At 34.2% G+C, this 23,819-nt stretch carries 22 protein-coding genes; 6 read left to right on the top strand and 16 right to left on the bottom strand.

The features are described from left to right. Positions 1 to 60: 60 nt before the first annotated feature. The 6 genes from K0R77_RS06480 to K0R77_RS06505 form a co-directional block, all read right to left on the bottom strand. A complete protein-coding gene (locus tag K0R77_RS06480; protein WP_300350079.1) occupies positions 61 to 2,130 on the bottom strand; it encodes a T9SS type B sorting domain-containing protein in 2,070 nt (689 codons plus the stop codon). Between the two features lie 90 nt (positions 2,131 to 2,220). Further along, on the bottom strand, positions 2,221 to 3,456 hold the full coding sequence (locus tag K0R77_RS06485) for an MFS transporter (RefSeq protein WP_300350081.1): 1,236 nt from the start codon (positions 3,454 to 3,456) through the stop codon (positions 2,221 to 2,223). 94 nt (positions 3,457 to 3,550) lie between these two features. Then, positions 3,551 to 3,913: a hypothetical protein gene (locus K0R77_RS06490; RefSeq protein WP_300350084.1), complete on the bottom strand. Its 363-nt coding sequence runs from the start codon at positions 3,911 to 3,913 to the stop codon at positions 3,551 to 3,553. A 69-nt stretch (positions 3,914 to 3,982) separates the two neighbouring features. Next, positions 3,983 to 5,482 carry a GH3 auxin-responsive promoter family protein gene (locus K0R77_RS06495; RefSeq protein ID WP_300350086.1) on the bottom strand — a complete coding sequence of 500 codons (1,500 nt, stop codon included), beginning with the start codon at positions 5,480 to 5,482 and terminating at the stop codon, positions 3,983 to 3,985. A gap of 129 nt (positions 5,483 to 5,611) precedes the next feature. After that, entirely contained in the window at positions 5,612 to 5,857 is a 246-nt protein-coding gene (locus tag K0R77_RS06500) for a hypothetical protein (protein WP_300350089.1), read from the bottom strand. A gap of 221 nt (positions 5,858 to 6,078) precedes the next feature. Continuing rightward, on the bottom strand, positions 6,079 to 6,471 hold the full coding sequence (locus K0R77_RS06505; protein WP_300350092.1) for a hypothetical protein: 393 nt from the start codon (positions 6,469 to 6,471) through the stop codon (positions 6,079 to 6,081). A 250-nt stretch (positions 6,472 to 6,721) separates the two neighbouring features. On the opposite strand from K0R77_RS06505, the gene mfd reads away from it, so the two are divergent. The 5 genes from mfd (at position 6,722) to pth (ending at position 13,534) form a co-directional block, all read left to right on the top strand. Next, on the top strand, positions 6,722 to 10,084 hold the full coding sequence (gene mfd, locus K0R77_RS06510; protein WP_300350448.1) for a transcription-repair coupling factor: 3,363 nt from the start codon (positions 6,722 to 6,724) through the stop codon (positions 10,082 to 10,084). Between the two features lie 11 nt (positions 10,085 to 10,095). After that, positions 10,096 to 10,812 (top strand): hypothetical protein, encoded by a 717-nt coding sequence (locus K0R77_RS06515; RefSeq protein ID WP_300350094.1) that lies wholly within the window; start codon positions 10,096 to 10,098, stop codon positions 10,810 to 10,812. 139 nt (positions 10,813 to 10,951) lie between these two features. Next, positions 10,952 to 11,848 carry a hypothetical protein gene (locus K0R77_RS06520; RefSeq protein ID WP_300350096.1) on the top strand — a complete coding sequence of 299 codons (897 nt, stop codon included), beginning with the start codon at positions 10,952 to 10,954 and terminating at the stop codon, positions 11,846 to 11,848. Positions 11,849 to 11,948: 100 nt separating this feature from the next. Next, on the top strand, positions 11,949 to 12,881 hold the full coding sequence (locus K0R77_RS06525; protein WP_300350097.1) for a hypothetical protein: 933 nt from the start codon (positions 11,949 to 11,951) through the stop codon (positions 12,879 to 12,881). Positions 12,882 to 12,970: 89 nt separating this feature from the next. Beyond that, positions 12,971 to 13,534, top strand: coding sequence for an aminoacyl-tRNA hydrolase (pth, locus tag K0R77_RS06530; RefSeq protein WP_300350098.1), 564 nt, complete (start codon positions 12,971 to 12,973; stop codon positions 13,532 to 13,534). A gap of 76 nt (positions 13,535 to 13,610) precedes the next feature. Here the strand turns inward: pth and K0R77_RS06535 are convergent, their stop codons facing one another. From K0R77_RS06535 to K0R77_RS06570, 8 genes are all read right to left on the bottom strand, one after another. Further along, a complete protein-coding gene (locus K0R77_RS06535) occupies positions 13,611 to 14,246 on the bottom strand; it encodes a carbonic anhydrase family protein (RefSeq protein WP_300350100.1) in 636 nt (211 codons plus the stop codon). 42 nt (positions 14,247 to 14,288) lie between these two features. Further along, complete coding sequence (locus K0R77_RS06540) at positions 14,289 to 15,884, bottom strand: SulP family inorganic anion transporter (RefSeq protein ID WP_300350102.1); 1,596 nt, start codon at positions 15,882 to 15,884, stop codon at positions 14,289 to 14,291. A gap of 126 nt (positions 15,885 to 16,010) precedes the next feature. Beyond that, complete coding sequence (locus tag K0R77_RS06545; protein WP_300350103.1) at positions 16,011 to 16,313, bottom strand: hypothetical protein; 303 nt, start codon at positions 16,311 to 16,313, stop codon at positions 16,011 to 16,013. A 24-nt stretch (positions 16,314 to 16,337) separates the two neighbouring features. Then, a complete protein-coding gene (locus K0R77_RS06550; RefSeq protein WP_242803484.1) occupies positions 16,338 to 17,003 on the bottom strand; it encodes a carbonic anhydrase in 666 nt (221 codons plus the stop codon). 150 nt (positions 17,004 to 17,153) lie between these two features. Then, positions 17,154 to 17,714, bottom strand: a complete 561-nt coding sequence (locus tag K0R77_RS06555) for a serine acetyltransferase (protein ID WP_300350105.1) — start codon at positions 17,712 to 17,714, stop codon at positions 17,154 to 17,156. A 49-nt stretch (positions 17,715 to 17,763) separates the two neighbouring features. Beyond that, positions 17,764 to 18,912, bottom strand: coding sequence for a glycosyltransferase (locus K0R77_RS06560; protein ID WP_300350107.1), 1,149 nt, complete (start codon positions 18,910 to 18,912; stop codon positions 17,764 to 17,766). Between the two features lie 122 nt (positions 18,913 to 19,034). Further along, a complete protein-coding gene (locus tag K0R77_RS06565; RefSeq protein ID WP_300350109.1) occupies positions 19,035 to 19,931 on the bottom strand; it encodes a glycosyltransferase family 2 protein in 897 nt (298 codons plus the stop codon). Next, positions 19,931 to 21,082, bottom strand: a complete 1,152-nt coding sequence (locus tag K0R77_RS06570) for a glycosyltransferase (RefSeq protein ID WP_300350110.1) — start codon at positions 21,080 to 21,082, stop codon at positions 19,931 to 19,933. Before K0R77_RS06570 ends, K0R77_RS06565 begins: the two co-directional genes overlap by 1 nt. 93 nt (positions 21,083 to 21,175) lie before the next feature. On the opposite strand from K0R77_RS06570, the gene K0R77_RS06575 reads away from it, so the two are divergent. Then, complete coding sequence (locus K0R77_RS06575) at positions 21,176 to 21,952, top strand: class I SAM-dependent methyltransferase (protein ID WP_300350112.1); 777 nt, start codon at positions 21,176 to 21,178, stop codon at positions 21,950 to 21,952. A 34-nt stretch (positions 21,953 to 21,986) separates the two neighbouring features. Here K0R77_RS06575 and K0R77_RS06580 read toward each other — a convergent pair whose 3' ends face one another. Both K0R77_RS06580 and K0R77_RS06585 read right to left on the bottom strand, forming a co-directional pair. Further along, on the bottom strand, positions 21,987 to 23,003 hold the full coding sequence (locus K0R77_RS06580) for a glycosyltransferase family 2 protein (protein WP_300350114.1): 1,017 nt from the start codon (positions 23,001 to 23,003) through the stop codon (positions 21,987 to 21,989). Beyond that, positions 23,003 to 23,809 carry a glycosyltransferase family A protein gene (locus K0R77_RS06585; RefSeq protein ID WP_300350116.1) on the bottom strand — a complete coding sequence of 269 codons (807 nt, stop codon included), beginning with the start codon at positions 23,807 to 23,809 and terminating at the stop codon, positions 23,003 to 23,005. The genes K0R77_RS06580 and K0R77_RS06585 overlap by 1 nt, the downstream gene beginning before the upstream one ends. Positions 23,810 to 23,819 lie beyond the last annotated feature (10 nt).

Below are 23,819 nucleotides of genomic sequence, written 5' to 3' on the forward strand. Positions count from 1 at the left end.
AGGCCTAAAATGTAAAGAAATCGCACTCAAGCGATTTCTTTACTGTTATTATTATAGAAATTAGTCTCTGTTTTTTACCATTACCCATCCTGAGAATTTGATAGGTGTTTTATTTTTGTTGTTTTCGTTCCAGGTGACAGAGTACCAATATGTTCCGGTAGGGATTTTTTTACCGGCTACAGTACCGTTCCACGTGTAGTTATTTGTTTTGTCTGCCTGATGAATTTTAGTTCCGTATCTGTCGAAAATGGTTAATACCAAATTAGACCTGCTTCCTAAAGCAGAGTAGTCGATAACATCATTTACCCCGTCTCCGTTTGGTGTGATTACATTGATGATATTTGGTACTACAAAATTCACTTCCATCGGATTACAGTCATACGAATCTTTTACATAAACTGTATAGTCACCTCTTGTAAGGTCTGTAAATACATTAGAGTCCTGCCAATGTACATTATCCAGTGAATACTGATAAGCAGGTGTTCCTCCTAATACATTAACAGTAACAGAATTGTTGCTAATGTCGATGCTTGAAACTACAGGTTGTTCTGTTGCATATATTTTTACATTCTGAATTGCAGTACAGTCTCCGGTTGTCAGCTTCACCCAATAAGTACCCACCCCAACATTTGATATGATTTGAGTTGTTGCTCCGGTGCTCCATTCGTATCCTGTGAATCCCGGTCCTGCATCTAATGTTGTTTTATCTTCAATACAGATCACTTTATCAATCAATACAGTAGAATATACAGGAGGAATTACCACTAACGTAATTTTGGCTACAGTATAACATCCATCTGCACTTATTACTCTTACATAGACAACGCCGTTTGGCGCAATATAATTGGAGGCGTTTGCGCTAGGGATTTCATTAGTTTGATTGATTGCATCAGTTGCAGAAGGATAATATTTTTTAATAGCTCCTGCCAAGGTTGTAACATTAGCATTTGGTAAATTAAATGAACCCGTAGAAGGGTTTGATTCAATAAAACAAGCTCTTAGCGTTGCTTCTGTGACAACCACTACCGGAAAGAATTTCAGTTTAATTTCAGCAATATCTGTACATCCAAACTCTGAAGTTACCAAAACAAAAACGGATCCTCCTGCAGATAAATACTGATAAGGGTTCGTGATTTCATTCGTATTGGCATTCAAATCAAACATCGATGGATAATACTTTTTAGTAGCAGTCGGAATATTAATGACATTCGCTGTTGTCAGGTTAAAAACAGCAGTCCCCTCATTGTTATTGTTACATTCCGTGAGGGTGGCATCGGTAGCGACTATAGACCCGTCTTTGAATTTAAATTCACCGGTTTGTTTACACTTATTGATAGGATTATTCGGATTTGTAGGATCTGTGTAAGTAATACTGTAATAATAAGTATCCGTAATATTTACAGCAACAGGAGTCGTAATAGGGTTGTCTCCTGTTAAAAGATCATTCGTATTATAATGGTAAGAAACAGTAAAATTGGTATTGCCATTGATAATTCCAGGAGACAACGTGCTGAAATCAAATATTGCAGGATTGGTACATACCACAACTTCGTTCGGGTCATTCGGATTTGCATTAGGTAATCCCGGAGCAATAAAAGGATTTGTAATCAATCCCGGGTCATTAAATGGTGATGCCAATGTTGCAGTACCACCCCAGGTAAGTGTAAAACCATTCGGGCTGTTTGAGAAGTTATCAACCACAAGATAATATACTTCTCCCGGAAGCACATTCATAAAACCACTCCATTGTCCGTTTACAGTTGGGTGTACAGTTGTTAAATTCAGACCTGTAGGACCATCAGCTCCTGAAAAGTTACATCTGATCGGCGCACCTAAAGCTCCGCAAGGTTTATTGGGACCATAAACTCCGAAATCGTAATCGTCAGCAAATACGTTTGGATTAATGGTAAAAGTTAAGGTTCCTGCGGTAGCGATAGAAAATGTATACCACACAGAAAAGTTTTCATCATCAGTAAGACATCCGCCAAGATCTTCCAGGATGTTTCCCGGACCCGATGGTGTATATGATATTCCTGAGTTTCCACAAACGGTAATAGCCGTAGGACAATCTGACTGTGCAGAAAATACCTGAGATAGAATCAATAAAAAAATGAGTAGAGTTTTTTTCATTTTCGAAAAATATTTAATACAAATATAAAAAAAATAATAACCTTAAGTTTAGGTTTTTATAATATATTTAAATACAACGCTGATTGTCTCCTAATATTGCATTTTTCTCAGCTTATGATTAGTAGTTCCCACAATTAATGCAATTAGTAAAGTCATACTGCCTCCAAACACTACAGAACGTACAACGCCTAAAAGTTTTGCCATCAATCCGCTTTCAAATTGTCCCATTTCGTTACTTGACATAATGAAAATGGAATTTACACTTAAAACTCTTCCTCTGATATGATCCGGAGTTTTTAACTGAACAATAGTTCCCCGGATAACAACCGATATTCCATCAAGCATTCCGCTTAAAACCAAAAACATAAATGACAGCCAATAATAATGTGACAATCCGAAACCGATTATACAAAGCCCAAATCCTGCAACCACAGCGAGCAAAACTTTACCCTGATTTTTTCTTAAAGGAATAATGGAAAGAGTAGTAATGATAATCATCGAACCAATATCTGAAGCAGCATTCAAAAATCCGAAACCTTCAGCGCCGGATTTCAGAATATCTGTAGCAAAAACAGGAATCATGGCTACCGCACCACCGAAAAGTACCGCAAACATATCCAGGCAAAGTGCTCCTAGAATTTCTTTTGTTTTAAAAATATAAGAAATTCCTTCACGCATACTTTCCGATACCTTGATTTCTTCTTTTTTATATTCTGAAAACTGTTTTTGAAGCTGCCAGAAAAATATTGAAGCAACACATATTAAGGAAATAATCACAATTAATGTCCATTTAACACCGAACAAACCGATCAAAAATCCTCCTGCAGCATGGCCGCAAACTGAAGAAACCAAAAATGTTGCCTGATTTAATGTTATGGCACTCGGAAGATTCACCTTTTGAACGATTTTCGGAATCATTGACGGAACAATAGGACCTATAAATGCCCTCACAATTCCTGTGAAAAAAATAACTCCATAGATGAAATAAGTAATTTCGTGCCCGGAAAAATGAAGTTCAATATTGAAAAATGCCGGAATTAAAAGCAGTGCGATAAGAAAAACATAAAGATAAGTGCAGATGAGCAGCAGCTTTTTCTTTTCATTCATATCGATAACATGGCCTGCATACAATGCACAGCTTACTGCCGGAATTACCTCTGAAAGCCCTATCAATCCTATAGAAAAAGGGTCTTTTGTCAATTGATATACCCACCATCCGAGTAATGTGGCAAGCATTCTGAATGCTAAAACAATAAAAAATCTACCTGTAAGAAGATTTCTGAATTCTATATTTTCTAAGGTTTTAAGCGGTGTAAGAGAAATCATTTCGCAAAAATAGCCCTAAATATTTATTCAGGGCTATCTTTATATTGAGATTTCAAAAGATAAATAAAATATCCTCTGAAAGATAAAATCTATTTTAGTCGGCTCTTAATGCGCTGATCACGATTGCGGCAACACCTGCAGCTCCTATCACAGCAGCTCCGCCTACAACTCTCGCTTTTGATCTGTCTTTTACAGATGCGATGTTAGATTTAGGAATCACCACTTCTGTACTGTCTTTTTTTCCGGCAGTACCAATGATATTATCACCACTTAAATTTCTGAAAAGAATGGTCTGTTTTTTAGATCCGTCTCTTGGCGTTACAACATATATTTTTCCTGCTTCAAGGTTAGAATAATTATTTGTTGAGATGTTTTCGCTGTACTTTGTGGTAGCACAAGATGAGATGACAAATAAACCCGTTAGTAAAGATGATTTTAAAAGTACAGATGCTTTCATTATTAAATTTTAGTTTTCCAAATTTATAATTTTTTTTGAATATATCTTTTCGGAATAGAGAAAATGTGCTTAAATTTTATAAATTTTCAATAAATCGGCAATTTTTCTATCATTTGCCAATCTCGGAATTTTATTTTGACCACCCAGTTTACCTTCAGATTTTGCATATTCCTGAAAAGCATTTTTTGAAAGTTTGGTGATCTTTAATTTCTGAAGAATATTTCCAGCTGTCAGATCATCATAATAAGTATTTCTTTTTCTCAGCTGATCATCAAGTTCTGTTTTGAATAAGTCTAAATTTTCCGGTTCCTTTTCGAATTCTATAAACCATTCGTGATAAGGCAATCCTTCTATCGGATTCACTTCCGGAGCGAGATGAAATTCTGTAATCTGCGCAGGAAATTTCTCAATTGTTGCTTTCATTGCTTCTTCCACCTCAAAAGCAATCACATGCTCGCCAAAAGCGGAGGTGAAATGTTTGGTTCTGCCACTGACCAAAATCCGGTGCGGATTTTTATCAATAAATCTTACTACATCACCAATTGAATACGCCCACAATCCCGAATTTGTCGTTAAAATCAAAGCATAATCTTTATTGAGTTCAATTTCTTTTAAAGTTAATCTTTGTGCATTTGGCTTTCCATATTGTTCTAAAGGAACAAATTCATAGAAAATCCCGTGATTGGTCAAAAGCAAAAGCCCTTCTTTTGTATAATCATCCTGAAAAGCAAAAAATCCTTCCGAAGCAGGAAATGTCTGAACGATGTCAACTTTCCCGCCTAAAAGTTCTTCCATCTTTTCACGATACGGTTCGTAATTCACTCCGCCCGTTACGATTAATTGAAGATTTGGGAAAAGCTGTTTGATTTTTTTACCGTTTTTCTCAATCAGTTTTTCAAAATACATAATCAGCCACGGCGGTATTCCGGAAATTAAGGTCATGTTTTCCTTTTCCGTTTCTTCAACGATTTTATCGACTTTAGCTTCCCAGTCTTCCATCAGATTGGTTTCCCAGCTTGGAAGACGGTTTTTCTGAAGATAATTCGGAATATGATGTGCTACAATTCCTGAAAGACGCCCCGTTTTAATCCCGAAAACTTCCTCCAATTCCGGACTTCCCTGAAGGAAAATCATTTTTCCGTTGACGAAATCGGCATTTCCTTTTTTTGAAATATAATGGAATAAGGCACTTTGCGCTCCTGCAACCTGATACGGCATTCCTTCTTTTGAGATTGGAATGTATTTCGATCCTGAAGTAGTTCCTGAAGTTTTAGCAAAATATTCCGGAGTGTCTGTCCAGAGAATATTGCGTTGACCTTTTTTTACTTTTTCGATATAAGGTTTTAGATCTTCGTAGTCTGCAATTTGTACGTTTTTCTGAAAATCTTCTATTGATTCAATGTTTTCAAACTGATGTTCTCTTCCAAAAAGTGTTTTTTCTGCAGTTTTCACCAATGATAAAAGCAGTTTCTCTTGATTTTTTTCTGCATTTTGCTTAAAATCATTCGCTTTCTGAACGTGCTTTTTTGCCCAGATCAATGCCGCATTTTTCTTGAAGAAGTTTAACATGGTTCAAATTTATAAATAACTATAGAATTCTGTCAAATATTTTAAAATTAAACACAAAAAAAACCGACGAATAAAATTCATCGGTTCTTCGAAATTTGATTATGAAAAGACAACATTTTTTAATGTTGATTATTTGTTTACTTTATACCTTTTATCAGGTGTTCCGTCTTTTTTTAATTTTTGATTTTCTTTAAATCTTTTGTCTGGTGTGCCATCTTTTTTGAGTTTGGCTGCCGGTTTCGCTGCTTCTGTTTTTGTGGCTTTTACCGTTTTTGTGGTTTTCTGAGCTGTACTTTTAGTCGCAGGAACAGCTTGTTGAGCAGTTGCAAGTCCTAGTCCTAAAATGATTGACATTGCTGTAAGAAATTTTTTCATGTCTAATTGATTGTTTTTTGTTTAAGTAAAGTTATAGAAAATCTCAATATAAAATCTTTTTTGAATAGACTTAACTAAAGTTTATTACAGATTAAAAAAAGATTAAAGTTGATTAGAGGAAAGCAAAGTTGTGATTAATTATGATCTAAGTTTATTAGGGTTTAAAATGAAAAAACCTGCTTCCCAAAAGAGAAACAGGTTTCAGATATATGAATAGTTTGTTATCTTGTACAGTTCGCTGTCCAGATTTTTCCATCTTTTGCGTAAGCAATCTTCAATTCATTATTATCAATTCTGATGTAAGATGCTACAGTAGATCCTACACTTACTAAGGTGTTGTCACCTTGTTGCTCAAATTCTACTCCATTCAAATCAGGAATACTGTTTGAGAAAGCAAAATTATACTTTGTTCCGCTTGCAATTTTCGTTACAAATACACTTCCATTATCTGTTGAGATGTCAGTTGATCCGTCTTTGTAAGAAATACTTCCTTTGTATGTTCCTGCGAAGAAATCGTTGTTTGCCGGATCGTCATCATCACTGCATGAAGTGAAAGAAATTGCTGTGAACATTACCAGCATAAAAACGCCTAAAATTTTGATTACATTTTTCATAATATTTAATATTTCGGTTTATGGGAAAAGACTTTTCAAACATTGTGCCGCATGTCAAAAAGTGAATTATTTTTAACTCTTTTTTGGGTTTTTAATAAAAAATTGTGATTTGTAAAGGTTTATTGTTGATAAATGTTGAATTGAATATCTCAATTTAGCTTAAAGAAAAAATAGCATTATCTTTGTAATGCTAAAACGGTTTCGGAATTCTCCCGAAATCGCTTTTGTCGTTTATACCTATATTATTTTTATGCACTTGAAAACCATAAAAGAAAGCTTTCTTCCTGATCTTCTTAAAAAAGAATTTGGAAAAGAAATTTTTGTACAATTTGAGAATCATCAACATCTTTCAGTAAAAGGAAGTGCAGGTTCTTCGGTTTCTATTTTTATCGCCGAACTTTTTCTCACCCAAAAAAAGACCATACTTTATCTTGTAGATGATAAAGAAGAAGCTCTATATATTAATACAGAAATGGAAGATTTGTTGGGAAAGGAAAAGGTTTTATACTTTCCGGCAACGCATCTTGAACCTTATCAGGTTGAGAAAACTCAGAATGCCAATTTGGTTTTGCGAACTGATGTTCTCAATAAAATAAATTCTGAAAAATCTCCGAAGATCATCGTTGCTTACATGGGAGCTTTGGCGGAAAAGGTTTTGAAGAAAGAAGATTTCAAAGCAATTTCTCATCATATAAAAGTCGGCGACCAGCTTGATTTTGATTTTGTGGATGAGTTGCTTTCGCATTATCAGTTTCAGCAGACAGATTTTGTTTCTGAGCCGGGAGAATTTTCTGTACGTGGAGGAATTGTAGACGTTTTTTCTTATTCTAACGAAAAACCTTATAGAATCACTTTCTTCGGAAATGAAGTGGAGAATATTAAAACTTTTGACATTGAGACCCAGCTTTCAGTAGATAAAGTAAAAGATTTTCAATTGGTTTCAAATATGAATTTTTCAGTTTCAGGAAGTCGCGTTTCTTTGTTGGAGCTTTTGCCGAAAGACAGTTTTGTGATTTCTAAAAATGCTGTTGTAGGTTTAAATAAAATCCGAAGCTTTTATGAGAAATCTTTAGAAAAATATCAAACATTAAGCAAGGATATTTCGCATAGAACTCCGCAGGAATTATTTATTTCAGACGAAGAATTTTTATTTGATTACAAGAAATTTAAAACTATAGATTTCAGTTCGCAGCCGATAGAAGTTGCCAATTCAGAACAAATTGAAATCAAGCAGATGCAGCAGCCGTCCTTTCACAAAAATTTTGAGTTGCTGATTGAAGATTTAGAAGAAAAACAGCAACAAGGCTTTGAAACATGGATTTCTTTTTCAACAGATAAACAGAAAGAGAGATTAGAATCTATTTTTGAAGAATTAGAGAATCAGTTGCCATTTAAAAGTTTTAAATCTGAACTTCATGAAGGTTTCGTAGATTCTGATCATAAAATTTTGGTTTACACCGACCACCAGATTTTTGACCGTTACCAAAGATATAAAGCCAAAAATACATTCGCCAAATCTGAACAGCTGACTCTGAAAGATCTGATGTCCTTAAAAGTCGGAGATTATATCGCTCACATCGACCACGGAATCGGAAAATTCATGGGATTGGTGAAAGTGAATAATGATGGTAAAATTCAGGAATGTTTTAAACTGACATACAAGAATGGTGATTTACTATATGTAAGTATTCATTCATTGCATAAAATCTCAAAGTACAACGGTCCCGACGGAAAGGAAGTGGTTTTGAGCAAACTTGGTTCGCCCGCCTGGAAATCTTTGAAACAGAAAACAAAAGCCAAAGTAAAACAGATCGCATTTGATTTAATTAAATTATATGCGGAACGAAAAACCGCCAAAGGTTTTGCCTATACACCGGATTCTTATTTGCAGAATGAGCTTGAGGCAAGTTTCCTTTATGAAGACACGCCAGATCAGGAAAAAGCGACCATTGATGTAAAAAATGACATGGAAGCCGAAACTGTGATGGATCGTTTGGTTTGTGGCGACGTAGGTTTCGGGAAAACAGAAGTCGCCATTCGTGCTGCATTTAAAGCTGCAACAGATGGAAAACAGGTTGCGATTTTGGTCCCAACTACTATTTTGGCATTTCAGCATTACAGAAGTTTTAAAGACAGATTAAAAGATTTTCCTGTAAATATTTCTTATCTAAACAGATTCAGAACGGCAAAACAAAAAGCTGAAACTATTGCTGGTTTGAAAGACGGAAAAGTAGACATCGTGATCGGAACGCATCAATTGGCTTCCGAAAAAGTGAAATTTAAAGATTTAGGTTTACTGATTATCGATGAGGAGCACAAATTCGGAGTTGCCGTAAAAGATAAACTAAAAACATTGAAATCTAATATTGATACACTTACTTTGACCGCAACGCCAATTCCGAGAACTTTACAGTTTTCATTGATGGCTGCGAGAGATTTATCGGTGATTAAAACGCCACCGCCCAACAGACAGCCTGTGGAAACTCATATGGTCGGCTTTAGTGAAGAAATTATTCGTGATGCGGTTTCTTACGAATTGCAGCGTGACGGACAGGTTTATTTTATCAACAATAGGGTTGAAAATCTGAAAGATATTGCAGGATTGATTCAAAGATTAGTTCCTGATGCGAGAGTAATCACGGGTCACGGACAAATGGAAGGCAAACAGCTTGAAAAGAATGTTCTTGATTTCATGGAAGGAAAATACGACGTTCTGGTTGCAACAACTATCGTAGAAAGTGGAGTAGATGTTCCCAACGCGAATACAATGTTTATCAATGATGCACAGCGTTTTGGAATGGCTGATCTTCACCAGATGAGAGGTCGTGTTGGTAGAAGCAACAGAAAAGCTTTCTGTTATCTGATTACGCCGCCATTGGATATGGTGACCTCTGATGCCAGAAAAAGACTGGAAGCGATTGAGCAGTTTTCAGATTTGGGAAGTGGTTTTCAGATTGCAATGAAAGATCTGGAAATTCGTGGAGCAGGAGATTTGTTGGGAGGCGAACAAAGTGGATTCATCAATGAAATGGGCTTCGAAACCTATCAGAAAATGATGCAGGAAGCTTTGGAAGAATTAAAAGACGATAAAGATTTTGAAAATCTTTTTGAAAATGAAGAAGACCGACAAAAACTATTTAAATCTGTGAAAGAAGTTAATATTGATACTGATCTTGAACTAATGTTGCCGGATTTTTACATCTCAAGCACGGAAGAAAGATTGTTATTGTACCAAAAATTGGCTGAAATTGATAATGAAATTGACCTTCAAAAATTTGAATCTGAACTGACAGACCGTTTCGGAGCTTTGCCTTCAGAAGCAATTAATTTATTGAAAAGTGTTGCTTTAAAATGGTTGGCTGCAGCTATCGGTTTTGAAAAAATCGTCATGAAAAACGGGATTTTTCTCGGATATTTCCCGAATAATCCTCAGGATAAGTTTTATCAGACCGATAAATTCAGACATATCATTACTTATCTAACTCAAAATCCTGCCAAAGCGCAACTTAAAGAGAAAATCGGTAAAGAAGGTAATCAATTGATGATGAGAAAAGATGGGGTGCAAAATGTGGATGAGGTAAATGTTTTGTTGAAGTCTATTCTTGATATTTAAAACTAAAAAACATGAAAAAAATTCTGGTTTTGTTTGTTTTATTGAATTCATTTTGGGTTTATGCCTGCAAATGCAATCAACAAAGCTTTGGTGAAAATTTTGCGCAAAATGACTTCATAGGGGAAATTGAGATTTTAAAAACCTACAATATTTCCTCTAAAAAAAATGATGATGAGCGGTTTTACAAAGCCGATATTAAAATTTTAAAACTATATAAAGGTAAAAGTATTTCATCAATCATTATAAAAGGTAAAGTTGGGGAGATTTTCGGATCTGCATGTGAAATTGAAGTGAAAAAAGGTGATCGCATTTTGATCTATTTAAATAGTAAAGATAATTTTGAAATGTCTTCCTGTACCTACACAAAAATTCTTAGTGATAAGAGAATAGATGCTGAAAGAAAAGCATTAGATTTCCTGATAAAAAATAAAATTAGAAACACCGATAGTTTCTACTTTTCGGGTGATTATTTCAAAAAATATAAAAAATTAAAGCCACAGAATGATTTTGCAGTTTACAGATTAAAAATCAATTCAAAATCGAAAATTGAGTCAATGATAACACTTCAAAGTTTTGGGTTACCACAGGAAAAAGAAATTATAAATGATATAAAAAAGAATTTTGTCATGTCGAGAGGTTTTATGGAAGAAATTAAAAATGAAGAAATTATATTGGTTCTTTTTTTTAATGATGAAAGTGAGGATGTGATTTCAAATTTTAATATGTAGAAATATTCCTGTTTTTTTAATCATTTAACATAATCTGAATCTAAAAGCGAAAGTTTTTAGATTTTTTTTGGTAAATATTTAAAATAACTCAAGTCGTGTTGAAAATTAATTATATTTGTGCGACCAAAAATTGAAAACTATGATCAGAAAAAACTTTTTTAAAGTAGTGGCAGCATTACTTCTTGGCTTCATGTTCTCTTGTGATAACACAACAGATGATCCCATCAATAATAATAAAAATAATCCCTCTACAGGTACAGGAGGAAGTGGATCTACTGGTCCCACAATCACAGGACCTCGGATTTTACATAAAATTATTGCTAATAATGAAATTACCCAAGAATTTGTAACCACCGGAGGTGTTCTTGAAAAAGCAATTTACAGGGAAGATAGTGGACCAAATTCATTCCTAATAGCAGTTGTTACTTATACTTCAGGGAAGATTACCAAAGTTAAAGTTGACCAACAAGTTAATGGTACTATACCAGCGAATAATATTGCATATAATTTTGATATTACTTACGATTCTGGTGGGAAAATTAATTCAACTATTGGTAATACAAGCGTAGGAACTACGGCTGGATTCACGAGCGAGTATGCATATACATATGATGGTGCTGGGAAAATGACAAAAATTGTAGAAAAGAAAAAAATAGGAGCTGACTATTCACAATACACTAATTATAATTTTACAAATACTGGAGATAATATTACCAAAGTAGTAACAGAAACAGGACCTACTACTTCCGCTGGTGTGCCGACTTCGACAGTTTTGATGACTACAACTTATAATTATACTTCTTATGATAATAAGATCAATCCTTACACAACTTTACCAAAAACATTTTTTGTAATTTGGAGTTTGATGCATCCGCTTAATTTCCCATTGTTATCAGCTAATAATCTTACCAATTATAATGTACAATATAATGGAACACCAATGGTGAGCACTGACTTAACGTATCTTTACGATTCAATGAATTATCCGACTTCAGATCAGACTCAGGTTCAAAAATATATTTATAAGGCTTTATAAGTTGTTTTTGTTTGATGGTTTTGCGAGAATATAAATAAAAAGGTGCTTTTTATTCAAAAAAAAATTATATTTGTGGAAAAATAAATAATCCCCTTCGGAAATGAAACAACTTTTCTATTTTATTTTACTTATCGCTGGTATTTCTTCTATTCACTCTTGTAAAGATATGGTTGATGAAGAAGGTAATCCTCTCATCGATTTAAATCAATCAAGTGGCTTTAATGGTCCGAGAGCTTTATTCAGAGAAATTACAGATTCGGATACAATCGCAGAATATCGTTATAATGGTTTGCTTTTGTCAAGTGTAATTACAGATAAATATTCTGCGGCAAATGTAATGTGGAGCGGTGATAAGATCAGCCAGATTGATTTCAAAGGTCATTTAGATAATGATGGCGATGGAGATCTGGATGCTGACAGTATCGTTTATACGCAGTTATTTACTTACGGAAATCTAGGGAGATTGACGATCATTTCAGAAAACAGGTCTACTTTTAAAAGAGCAGCACCTGTACCTCCTTCAACGACTCCGGGACCTTACGCACTGGATTCTAAAGTAAAGGTTTTATACGATCTGACTTACAGTTCTACAACAGGGAAATTAGATGTAATCAATATGAAAAATGGTCCTGATGCTATAGGAATCCCTTTTGAATATAAAGATTATTCTAAAACAACATATACATATTTAGGCGATAATGTTTCAAAAGCTGAAAGACATTATGGTAAAATTAATGCTGGTATTAATGGTCCTGCAATTGAAAAGTATGCATATGAATTCTTGAATTATGATTCTCAAATCAACCCATACACACTTCTTCCATTTGCATATAAAGTTTCTACAATTTTAGCAACTGATTATAATGATGATGCATCTTCGATGTTATCTCCTAATAGTCCGAAAAGAATATCTATCACAGATCTTACACAACCAATTCCGACTCCGGCAATTTTCTCTACAGATTACAGATATGATGCACAAACGTATATGATCAGAGGTTTTGGAGTAAACTATATTTACAAACCGATGTAAAGACATCATCAAAAAATATATTTAAACTCAATTCTTCACAGGATTGAGTTTTTTTATTTAATATCTCTTAATTTTGCAAAAAATTTCTCATGAAATATTTAATTGTTGGTTTGGGCAACAAAGGTCCGGAATATGAAAATACACGTCACAATATAGGTTTTAAGGTTGCCGAGAAAATAGCGGAGAGCCTTGATGTTTCTTTCAATACCACTAATTTTGGATGGATGGCAGAAGGAAAATATAAAGGCAGAAAAGTTTTTATTCTAAAGCCCGATACATATATGAACTTATCAGGCAATGCTGTAAAATTCTGGATGCAGAAAGAAAATATTCCATTAGAAAATGTAATGATTGTTACTGATGATTTAGCATTACCGTTTGGAACTTTAAGAATGAAAATGAAAGGTTCTGATGCCGGTCACAATGGGTTGAAGAGCATTCATGAGAGCCTGCAAACTCAGAATTATGCAAGGCTCAGATTTGGAATTTCTGCGGAATTTTCTGAAGGAAGACAAGTTGATTACGTATTGGGAACCTGGAACGAAGAAGAAACAGAAAAATTGAATGAAAGAATTGAAAAGTTCTCTAAAGCATGTCTTTCCTTTGTTTTTGCAGGAATAGGAAATACAATGTCTGCATTTAACGGGAAATAATAAATTTAAATCTGACTATAAAAAATTCCGGCGAGAGCAAAGCTCTCGCCGGAATTACATTCATAAGGAGAAAATATTATAACCAGGTTACAACACCTGTTTCAACGTCATAATTGGCGCCTACAATTTTGATTTTTCCTTCGTCCTCAAGTCTTTTTAGAGTTGAACTTTGTTTGCGGATATCATCAATCGCATTCTTTACATTATGGTGATTTAATCTTTCAAGAAGAGAAATATTTGCTGAAGAGCGTTCTTCGCCATCTTCGATGATTGCCTTAATGATAGGGTCAAAATGATCAATCAAATGGTTTAGATTATCCATACCCATTCCTTCAATTTTTGCAGCATCAAGTCCACCTTTTAAAGCTCCGCATTTAGTGTGTCCTAAAACTACTACAAGCTTGGAACCCGCTACGTTGCACCCAAATTCCATTGAGCCTAAAATATCCTGATTAACAAAATTTCCGGCAATTCTGATACTGAAAACATCGCCCAATCCCTGATCAAAGATCAATTCGGCAGATGTGCGGCTGTCAATACAGCTTAGAACGACTGCAAAAGGCCATTGGCCTTCTCTTGTAGCATTTACCTGTTCCAGAAGATCTCTGTTTGCCTTAAGGTTGCCTACAAATCTCTGATTTCCTTCCTTTAAAAATTCTAATGCCCTTTCAGGAGTTATAGTTGACTGTGTTTCGGAAGTATGTGCTTTCATATAAATTATCTTTTATGTATTAAATTAAAAATTGATTGTTGTTTACATTGCTCTTTTGTGAGTAATAATCACGTGAGAGTCTTCATCGGTTTCGTAATCTCTGTATGATGTTTTGAAACCCATCAGTTGTACATTGATGTCTTCTTCTTTTGCACGGATATTGGCAAAGTCCTGAATCATTTCCAATACATCGGTCGCAATATACGATGTCGTTGTCGCATCAATAATCACTGTAGAATTGGGTTTGATATTTTTCAATGTCTTTTTGATCGCAGCTTTATTAAGGAAAGAAACTTCTTCTGCAAGCTTGATTGAGATTCCGTCTGCATCATCTAGTTTTTCTCTGCTAAGATAATATGCACGTTTCATATTTCCCTGAAGAATATAAAAAACGGAGATGGCAAGACCAATTCCTACGCCTTTCAGCAAATCAGTCGCTACGATTGCTACTACAGTTGCTACAAACGGTATAAACTGGAATTTACCAAGATGCCAGAAATGTTTGAATGTTGCGGGTTTTGCTAATTTGTATCCTACCAAAAGCAATACTGCAGCCAGAGTTGCCAACGGAATTAAATTTAATAAAAACGGAATAGACAAAACGCAAACCAGTAAGAGGAAACCATGAATCATCGCCGAAACTTTTGAGGTTGCTCCTGCGTTGGCATTTGCTGAACTTCTTACCACCACCGATGTCATCGGAAGCCCTCCGATTAACGAGCTTACTAAATTACCAATTCCCTGAGCTTTTAATTCAAGATTAGTATCTGTAATTCTTCTTTGGGTATCTAATCGATCGGATGCTTCAATGCAAAGCAGAGTTTCAATAGAAGCTACAATAGCAATGGTTGCTCCCGCAATCCAGACTTTTGGGTTTGTAAATCCGTTAAAATCGGGCATTGTAATGAGATTTTTGAAATCATCAATACTTTGTGGTACAGGAAGTGATACGAGGTGGCTCGTGCCTATTGCCAAAGAACTTCCGCTCATTTTAAAAGCTTCATTTAATAAAATACCTGCAACTACTGCAACTAAAGCTCCGGGAAGCATTTTGATCCTCTTTAAAATAAGAATATGATCCCATGCTAAAAGAATTCCGACGGAAACGAGAGTGACCACAACAGCACCGGGATGAATGGCTCCGAATAACTCTGTAAAATAGTCGAAGTTTAATCCACTATCAAAGATAGATTCGTGACCTTCATAGTCTTTATCAAATCCTAAAGCGTGAGGAATCTGTTTTAAAATAATGATGATTCCAATCGCTGCAAGCATTCCTTCAATAACATTATTTGGAAAATAATTAGAAATACTTCCGGCTCTTACAAATCCTAAAACAAGCTGGATAAGTCCGGCAATAATGCCTGCGCAAAGAAAAAGTTCAAATGCACCAAGGTCTGTAATCGCCGTTAATACAATTGCAGTTAGTCCCGCCGCAGGTCCCGATACTGAAATATTTGAATTGCTGATTGTACCGATCACCAAACCGCCGACAATACCTGAAATGATACCCGAAAGTGGTGGTGCTCCCGATGCTAAAGCGATTCCTAAACAAAGGGGTAAAGCGACTAAAAATACGACTAGACCCGAAGGAAAGTTCTCTTTGATTTCTCCAAAGAAAGATTTTGATTTTTTCATGACAATTGAAAAATACGTTGATGTAAATAGTGAATCGATTAAAATCAATCAAAAAATGATTGGATATTAATGAAATGTGAAAATGTTCAGAATCGAAGACGATTTGAATAAGTAAATTGTAAATGACTAAGCTTCCGGAGGCGGAGAAAATATGCTCAGTAAAGGAGATAGATGAAAATCGTCATCTATTAATGTGAAAGATCTGCCCTCAATATCAGGCTCAAAGAACTTAAGATAATCGTAAACATCTAAAGTTTTTGGAAGTGTTTTTTCGTAAACAGAAAACAGAGATGAGTAATGAGAATGGGTTTCTTCTTCGTTCACTATTACATTGGTTGACATGATATCCCAATCAGCAACAGCAGCAATGCTTGGCAATGCTGTGAAGTTGAGGACGATCATTAATGTAATAATACTCCAGAATTTCATTTACTCTTTTTATTTTTTGAAAGATTATTTCTTTCGGCTCATCACCCAGTCTGAACTGGTAAGATTATATATTTTTTGAATGTCTTTTAAGATTTTCTCAAAGTCAATCTCCAGATCAATAATTTTTCCCGTTCTAAGGTCAAATACCCAGCCATGCACCACAGGAAACTCATCAATGATATATCTTTCCTGCACACAAGCCATTTTGATAACGTTGATGCATTGCTCCTGAACGTTTAGTTCTACCAATCTGTCATAGCGTTTTCCTTCATCATCGATAGAATCCAGCTCAGCTTGATGCAATCTGTAAACATCACGAATATTTCTCAACCAAGGATTTAATAATCCTAAATCCTGAGGCGTCATCGCAGCTTTTACTCCACCGCAATTGTAATGTCCGCACACAATAATGTGTTTTACCTTTAAATGTTCTACCGCATACTGAATAACAGCAGTGGAGCTCATATCCAAAGTATTGACAACATTAGCTATGTTTCTCGTTACGAAAACTTCACCAGGCTCTGTGCCCATCAATTCTTCTGCAGTTACCCTGCTGTCTGAACATCCGATGTATAAATAATCAGGATTCTGAGTTTTGGCTAAGTCTTCAAAGAACGTTGGGTTTTTTGAGATCTTAGACTCTACCCATTTTCTGTTGTTTTCAAAAATAACTTTGTACGATTGTGACATAAATAAGATTTAAATGATGGTTATTTATTTCGTTTAAATTATTTCCAAATTCAATAGACTAAATCAATAATTATACAAAAATATAATTTTTGGTGAATTTACAATCAATTTTAACACAATTTAATATAGATTAAATTACAATAAAATGAATTATTCTACCCTATTATTGATATATCCTTCAGTTGCATCACTTTTAGGATATATTTTTGCCTTATTCCCAGCAACGATAGAATTATCAGGTACATCAGTGTTAACGTAGGAATTGGGTGCAATCAAAACATTGTTTCCAATGGTGATGCTTCCTACAATTACAGCATTGGGACCAATCCAGACATCATCACCGATTACCGGAAAACCTTCGTTTTTTCCTCGGTTTTGTTGCCCGATTGTTACACCCTGTGCAATATTACAGTTTTTGCCGATCACGGCTTTAGGGTTGACTACCAAACTTCCCCAATGTCCCAAATATAAACCTTCTCCAATCTGTGTTTCCGGATATATCTGAAAGCCATATTTAATCTGAAAATGTCGCAGAACAATCTTCCAGTAGAATCCTAAAACAGGAGTTTTGTTAAATTTCTGTGCCTTTCTGAGAATATAGATAAAATGCAGATTAGGATTGATGCATTTCATCAAAATCTGAATGGGTGAAAGCCATTCGCCGCTTTCCCTGTAAAAGTCTTTTTGTATGATGGTGTAATTCTTGGGCATGCAACAAATTTAAGGATTCTGTTTTATTTTATTGATAATTAAATCTTAATTATAATTCATCTAAAACTGAAACTATTCTGGCAACAGAATGATCAAGATTAAAAGGCATCGTATAATTTTCAAGTTTTTCGGTAAATCCAGAGAAAAAATCAGGATTTGTTAAAGCTTTTTTCATGCCCATATAAATTCCTTCTTCAGAATTTTCTACAATCAAACCCAATTCACCATTATTCAACATTTCATTAACGCCGGAAACTTCTGTAGCGATAATTTTCTTTTTCAAGGTAATTGCTTCAAATAAAACTGTCGGGAAACCTTCATATCTTGAACTTAAAATATAAAAATCAGAATTTTTAAAGTAAGGATAAGGATTATCGGTAAAACCTAACATGGTGGCAGTTTCGTCAACTCCCAATTCAGTTTTTAAATGTTTTATGTTTTCAAAATCATAACCGTCACCTACGATCAAAATTTTATGTTTAAAGCCTTCATCAAGGAGTTTTTTGTGAACTCTCAAAAGTCTGTCGAAACCCTTTTGAGGAAAAACAGTTCCCACCGAAATGAAAGTAGGAATTTTCTCATCAAATTCATAATCGATAACCGGTTGTTGAGCTTTGCTTAAAATTTCTTGAGTATCTAAGGGATTATAGATCTTTACAATTTTCTGTTTTTCAGTTTCGTTTCTGGCTAAATTATGAAATAGTTGTTCTATTTTTTTTGAAATCACCATAATGGAGTCAAACCCAAAAAACTTTCGAATTTCCTGATCGGTATACTCTTTCACCTGCGAAAGATCATTGTGGATCCAAATGATTTTCTTTGAAGAATGATTGGTAGAGTGGAGGATTTCGTCGCGCATTCCATGAATCGCAGCAAATTCGATATCATATTTTTTATCCTTTAGAATAAGCGTATACAAAAGATCCGGGAATTCTTTTAAAACCTTTTGAAAAATAACTCTTGCTGCTTTTTCAGGGATGTCCTGAAGTCGGTTGGTGGTGATCATTTCACCTTTGTTGAGGTAAATAATATTCACCCAATCAGGAACTTCGCTCAGGTATTTTCCTGAATATAAATTTAAGAGTAAGTCAATTTCGTACTTATCTTCAGGAAGATTTTTAAGGAAAGTTACCAGTACTTTTTCAGCTCCTCCGTGACGAAGAGAACCGATGCGGATGAGGATTTTTTTCTTTATCATTTTGTTTGAGGGATTCTATATAATACAAAGACTAATTTAATTTTTTTCTTCGATATATCGAAACTTTAAAGTTACACTTTGTGGTATGTCAGGAAGAAAGTTTTTTAATTGAAACGCTTTTTTTAAATAAATTTTGAGAAGGGATAGATTAGATATGCAAATATTTTTATTTCAGATGCTTCCAGATCTGAAATGATTTTCTTTAAAGATCTGCCGTCAATTTTCGAGAATTTAAGGTAACCACCGAGGTTTCTAAGAATTGTAACGGGATTGCTCCAAATCTTTGAATTGTAAGTATTAAGAAAAGCTTTATAGTTTTCTGCCAAGCCGAATGCATTTTTTTTATCATAAAACTGATTAGCAAGAGATTGCTCATCAGTTTTATCACGAAAATAAATTCTCGTAACTTCATTAATACAATAGTGAAATCCCAACTTATCAAACTGAAACTGAAAAACCCCTTCTGGAATGAAGCCTTTTCCGGCAAGATCACCGAAGTTTAGTTTCATTTTTTTGTAAATTTCTGTTTTTCCCATACCCCATTTATCCCCTTTTATTTTGTATTTATAGCGCATGTCAAAAATACTGCAGATCAATGGGTCTCTTGGGAAACGATCTCCTACAATATTTCCGAATTGATCTTCGCAAAGCGTTGATACAAAAACAATATTCTGACTGTCTGAAATGCTTTCCCAGGTATTGACCAGAATCTCCATAGAACCTGGTGGCAATGCATCGTCAGAATCCAAAGGTGAAAAATATTGACCTTCAGCCAGATCAATTCCACGAAAAAATGTTAGAAATTTGTGCTGGTTTTCCTGAAAATAATAACGGATTTTAAAAGCAGCTTCTTTCTGAAATCCTTCAACTAAATCTTTAGTATTGTCAGTCGAGCCATCATCAATCACGAGCCATTCAAAATTTTTGAAAGTCTGATTTTGCAAAGATTCAAAAACTCGTGGCAATGTATGTGCACGATTGTAGGATGGAGTAAGAATGGTTACTTTTGGGGCATTCATTATTTAAGATGATATTGGCTGAGAAACACTTCGGTCACTTCATTATAGATTTTTTGATTGTCAAATTTCTCTATTGCTTTTTCGGTGTTATCTTTTATTTTATTTGGAATTTCAGAATTTGTAAGAAACAGTTTCATTCCTTCATAAATAGAATTTTCATCAGGATTTACCAAATATCCATCTACTTGATGATCAATCATTTCCGGAATGCCACCAACATTGGTACTGATGATAGGAATATGTAGCCCCATTACTTCCCCAATCGTTAAAGGATAAGATTCAGATTCCGAAGGTAATACAAAATAATCTGAATTTTTTATATAGGGATAAGGATTTGTCTGTGTATCAAGCAACAAAAATGTTTTTTCAACCTTTAGTTCTTTTGCCTGTTTTTTTAAATTTTCCATTTCGCTTCCTCCTCCAATGACAGCAATAGAATGTGAGAACCCTTCATTTGATAACCTTTTATGGATATTCATCAAGGTATGATAGTTTTTTCGGCTATGCAACCTTCCCATTGAAGAAAATATGGGGTGCAAATCATAATGTACAGGAAATTCTTCAGCTTTTTTTCTTACCTCATCGATTTTGATAGCGTTGTAGATCACAGAACTTTTGGGATATTCAATCTGGTAAAGATCTTTAATTACATCTCTTGTCTGTTTTGATCCGAAAATTACCCAATCAAATTTTTTCAGATTATTGATTCGGCTAATAACTCTTTTCTGGTTTGGATCGTAGCTTACATCGGTATGAAACCATGCGATTTTCCTTGATTTTAAAGGACTTGATAAGATGTTTTCAAACTCTGCATAAGTAGGAGCAATTTCTATATCAAAATCGTCCTTAATGATTTTTTTGTAGAGTAATTTGGGATTTTTACGGTAAAAAAGAAGGGTTAGGTTTCTCTTAACCAGTTGCAATGTCCTGAGCAATTTATTGTTGCTCATATCTTCTTTTCCTTTTTGAAAAGTAATGATTTTAATATCTTTCGGAATATTACTTCGCAATTCACCCTGATTCAGAGTAAGAAAGAATGTGATATCAAAAAGATCTCTCGGAAGATTTTCTAAAAGATCAAGAAGAACCCTTTCTACACCTCCCATCTCCATAGATCTGTGGCGGAAAAGCACTTTTATTTTCTGATGCATTTGTGTGGTTTTCAAAAAAAAAATTCTTAAAAAAGCAAATATAAGATTGTTTGAGCAATTCTTTTGTATTTTTGCATTTCAAAACATAATTGTATGAGTAAAGTCGCTGAAATTGCAACAACATTTTTTGGATACCTGAAACGTCCCGATCTTTATCCCGAATTGAGACGAAAAATTTGGAAAAATATTTTTAATCGTTCATCAGCTTTGCGTGGTAAAGAAGAAGCGGAAGTTTGGTGTAAAAACTTAGCAGTTTCTGAAAAAGAATTTATTGAAAAAATATTAAAAATTACTTTTGTTCCTTTCCAGGAAATCTTCCCGCAGGAATATGAATCTGCAGTGCAGGCTCAGGAAAAAGCTCCTATTAAAATGGGTGGTGCAGGTTCGCTAAGTGTTATCTATTACATCAATGAATATGTTTCTGCCCTGAAATCAATAGAAACCGGTGTTGCTTACGGATGGTCTTCTTTTGCAGCTTTAGCGTCTTTAGTAAAAAGAAACGGAATGCTTTTCAGTTCAGATATGCCATATATTATGCAAAATCAGAGTGAAGATTTTGTAGGATGTGTGATCCCGGAAAAATATAAAAACAATTGGGATCTTTATCGTTTTGCTGATAAAGAATCATTGCCTAAGATATTTGCAAAAGCAGATTCTTTAGATGTGGTACATTATGACAGTGATAAAACCTATGACGGAAGAATTTGGGCTTACACGTTATTATGGGACAAATTGAGAAAAGGCGGAATTTTTATGAGTGATGATATTGGTGACAATGCAGCTTTTAAAGATTTTTGTGAAAGCAAAGGTCTTGACCCGCATATTATAGAATTTGACGGTAAATATGCCGGGGTTGTTATAAAAAATTAAAACAAAAAACCACAGAATTTTTCTCTGTGGTTTTTTATTCTGTTTTACAACCCATATTTTCATATTGCGAACGGAACTTATCGACCCATTGTTCAAATTCTGGGATATTAATTTTTGCCGAAACGAAATTTTTTAAATAATCTAAAGAAAAATCTTTCGGGAAATTTTGCATTGCATCAAAATCTCCTTTCAGCCAGGCTTCGTTAATCAGGTAATTAAATTGATTGACATCAAAATCAAAGCCGTATTCGTGATAAGAATTGGTGGCAGAAGACTGGAAGGTAGTTTTCATTGCTTCTGCTTTTAATCTTGAGATAAAGTTGGGATTATTGAGGTGTTTTTTATAGAAAACAGATGCGTTGATGAGTTGTTTTTTTTCATCCACTTTGCCATCCATGTCTTTCCAGATTTCTAACCAATATTCTTTTTTGTAAAAACCCATTAATATAGAATTGAGAGACCAATATTTTAAATGGGTAAGATTATTTACAAATTTCAATTTATAAAGGATCGTGAAAAATTTGTATTGATTGTGAAAGAAAGCTGTCATTAGCTTTCTATTCATCAACAGCAAATTTTTTGGTTGTGCAGATTCTAAATTCTCAGAAATTGAATTTAGATTCAAATCTTTTCGTTCGTTTTCGTTACCAAGCCAACCCAATTTTAAAAGATGAATGTCAAATTTTTGCGCATCTTTTGTTAACTCATTTAAATTTACAGCTTGTGTAAACCAAACATCATCTTCTGTTACAATGACATATTCTGATGAATTTTTAACGTTCTCATACCAAAATTTTGTAGGAATTTCAAAACCATTGATAGATTTTCCGGATGCGATATTTTCTTCAATCGCTTTAACCTTATTTTCATAATTATCAGACAGAAGTATTTCTACTTCAGGATATTTTTCACGAATTTTATCAAGATGTTTTTCTGGAGTTCCGTCATCCAAAACCTTGATTTTAAAATCACCCGAAACATTCTTATAGATTGATGTGATGCATCTGTCAAGATAAAAAGGGCGATTAAAAGATTTTATAATAATATCCATTACTGAAGTTTTCTCTGTATTTTCTTAAAAATGGTATTCTGTTTTGTGAAAATAAATTCAGGAAGATTATCAATACGATCAATGTTTTTACCATAAAGTTGCTGTATACCTCTTCTTTTGGCTGTATCTAAAATGACTTGATGCCAGTTTTGATTCAGTTTTCCTTTCTTGGATTTTTCCTGAGAAACTCCTTTTTCGTGCAGCCTGTAAAAATATAAAGGCTCTTTTATAAATGTAAAGTTTCCGGTTTCATATAGTTTTAAATAAAGATCCTGATCTACTGCGGAAGTAAGTGCCGGATTGATTCCTGAAGTTTTATCGTAGGCTGATTTTTTAAATGTGAAAAAATGATTCGCTTCTAAAAAAATATTGAAAAACAGTTGATCTCCGTTTTTTACCGATTTGGAATGTGGGAATGGTTTTAAAGGTTTTAGATTATGATCACAAAGAAAAAATTTTGAATAAGTCACCACATTTTTTTCTGTATAATTTTTTATACTGATTTCTATTGCATTTTCTGCCAATGCATCATCAGGGTCTACAAACCCGCAAATTTCTCCTGAAGACAATTCTATACATCTTCTTTTTGTGTAACCAACTCCCTGATTTTGGTCATTTTTATATAATTTAACTCTTGAATCATTTTTCGTCAGTGTTTCGATTTTTTCAAAAGAATCGTCAGTAGAAAAGTCATCTACGACAATCATTTCAAAATCTTGAAAAGACTGCTTGAGAAGACTATCATAACATTCTGTGAAATAATGATAATTGTTATAGTGAGCAATAAGAACAGAGAATTTTTTCATCATCAAAAAT

This window comes from Chryseobacterium sp., from assembly GCF_029240215.1.
Classification (GTDB): domain Bacteria; phylum Bacteroidota; class Bacteroidia; order Flavobacteriales; family Weeksellaceae; genus Chryseobacterium.

Bases quoted from the DNA above. Each gene is read 5' to 3' on its own strand.
- K0R77_RS06480 (WP_300350079.1), bottom strand. From the start codon at position 2,130: ATGAAAAAAACTCTACTCATTTTTTTATTGATTCTATCTCAGGTATTT.
- K0R77_RS06485 (WP_300350081.1), bottom strand. From the start codon at position 3,456: ATGATTTCTCTTACACCGCTTAAAACCTTAGAAAATATAGAATTCAGA.
- K0R77_RS06490 (WP_300350084.1), bottom strand. From the start codon at position 3,913: ATGAAAGCATCTGTACTTTTAAAATCATCTTTACTAACGGGTTTATTT.
- K0R77_RS06495 (WP_300350086.1), bottom strand. From the start codon at position 5,482: ATGTTAAACTTCTTCAAGAAAAATGCGGCATTGATCTGGGCAAAAAAG.
- K0R77_RS06500 (WP_300350089.1), bottom strand. From the start codon at position 5,857: ATGAAAAAATTTCTTACAGCAATGTCAATCATTTTAGGACTAGGACTT.
- K0R77_RS06505 (WP_300350092.1), bottom strand. From the start codon at position 6,471: ATGAAAAATGTAATCAAAATTTTAGGCGTTTTTATGCTGGTAATGTTC.
- mfd (WP_300350448.1), top strand. From the start codon at position 6,722: ATGCACTTGAAAACCATAAAAGAAAGCTTTCTTCCTGATCTTCTTAAA.
- K0R77_RS06515 (WP_300350094.1), top strand. From the start codon at position 10,096: ATGAAAAAAATTCTGGTTTTGTTTGTTTTATTGAATTCATTTTGGGTT.
- K0R77_RS06520 (WP_300350096.1), top strand. From the start codon at position 10,952: ATGATCAGAAAAAACTTTTTTAAAGTAGTGGCAGCATTACTTCTTGGC.
- K0R77_RS06525 (WP_300350097.1), top strand. From the start codon at position 11,949: ATGAAACAACTTTTCTATTTTATTTTACTTATCGCTGGTATTTCTTCT.
- pth (WP_300350098.1), top strand. From the start codon at position 12,971: ATGAAATATTTAATTGTTGGTTTGGGCAACAAAGGTCCGGAATATGAA.
- K0R77_RS06535 (WP_300350100.1), bottom strand. From the start codon at position 14,246: ATGAAAGCACATACTTCCGAAACACAGTCAACTATAACTCCTGAAAGG.
- K0R77_RS06540 (WP_300350102.1), bottom strand. From the start codon at position 15,884: ATGAAAAAATCAAAATCTTTCTTTGGAGAAATCAAAGAGAACTTTCCT.
- K0R77_RS06545 (WP_300350103.1), bottom strand. From the start codon at position 16,313: ATGAAATTCTGGAGTATTATTACATTAATGATCGTCCTCAACTTCACA.
- K0R77_RS06550 (WP_242803484.1), bottom strand. From the start codon at position 17,003: ATGTCACAATCGTACAAAGTTATTTTTGAAAACAACAGAAAATGGGTA.
- K0R77_RS06555 (WP_300350105.1), bottom strand. From the start codon at position 17,714: ATGCCCAAGAATTACACCATCATACAAAAAGACTTTTACAGGGAAAGC.
- K0R77_RS06560 (WP_300350107.1), bottom strand. From the start codon at position 18,912: ATGATAAAGAAAAAAATCCTCATCCGCATCGGTTCTCTTCGTCACGGA.
- K0R77_RS06565 (WP_300350109.1), bottom strand. From the start codon at position 19,931: ATGAATGCCCCAAAAGTAACCATTCTTACTCCATCCTACAATCGTGCA.
- K0R77_RS06570 (WP_300350110.1), bottom strand. From the start codon at position 21,082: ATGCATCAGAAAATAAAAGTGCTTTTCCGCCACAGATCTATGGAGATG.
- K0R77_RS06575 (WP_300350112.1), top strand. From the start codon at position 21,176: ATGAGTAAAGTCGCTGAAATTGCAACAACATTTTTTGGATACCTGAAA.
- K0R77_RS06580 (WP_300350114.1), bottom strand. From the start codon at position 23,003: ATGGATATTATTATAAAATCTTTTAATCGCCCTTTTTATCTTGACAGA.
- K0R77_RS06585 (WP_300350116.1), bottom strand. From the start codon at position 23,809: ATGAAAAAATTCTCTGTTCTTATTGCTCACTATAACAATTATCATTAT.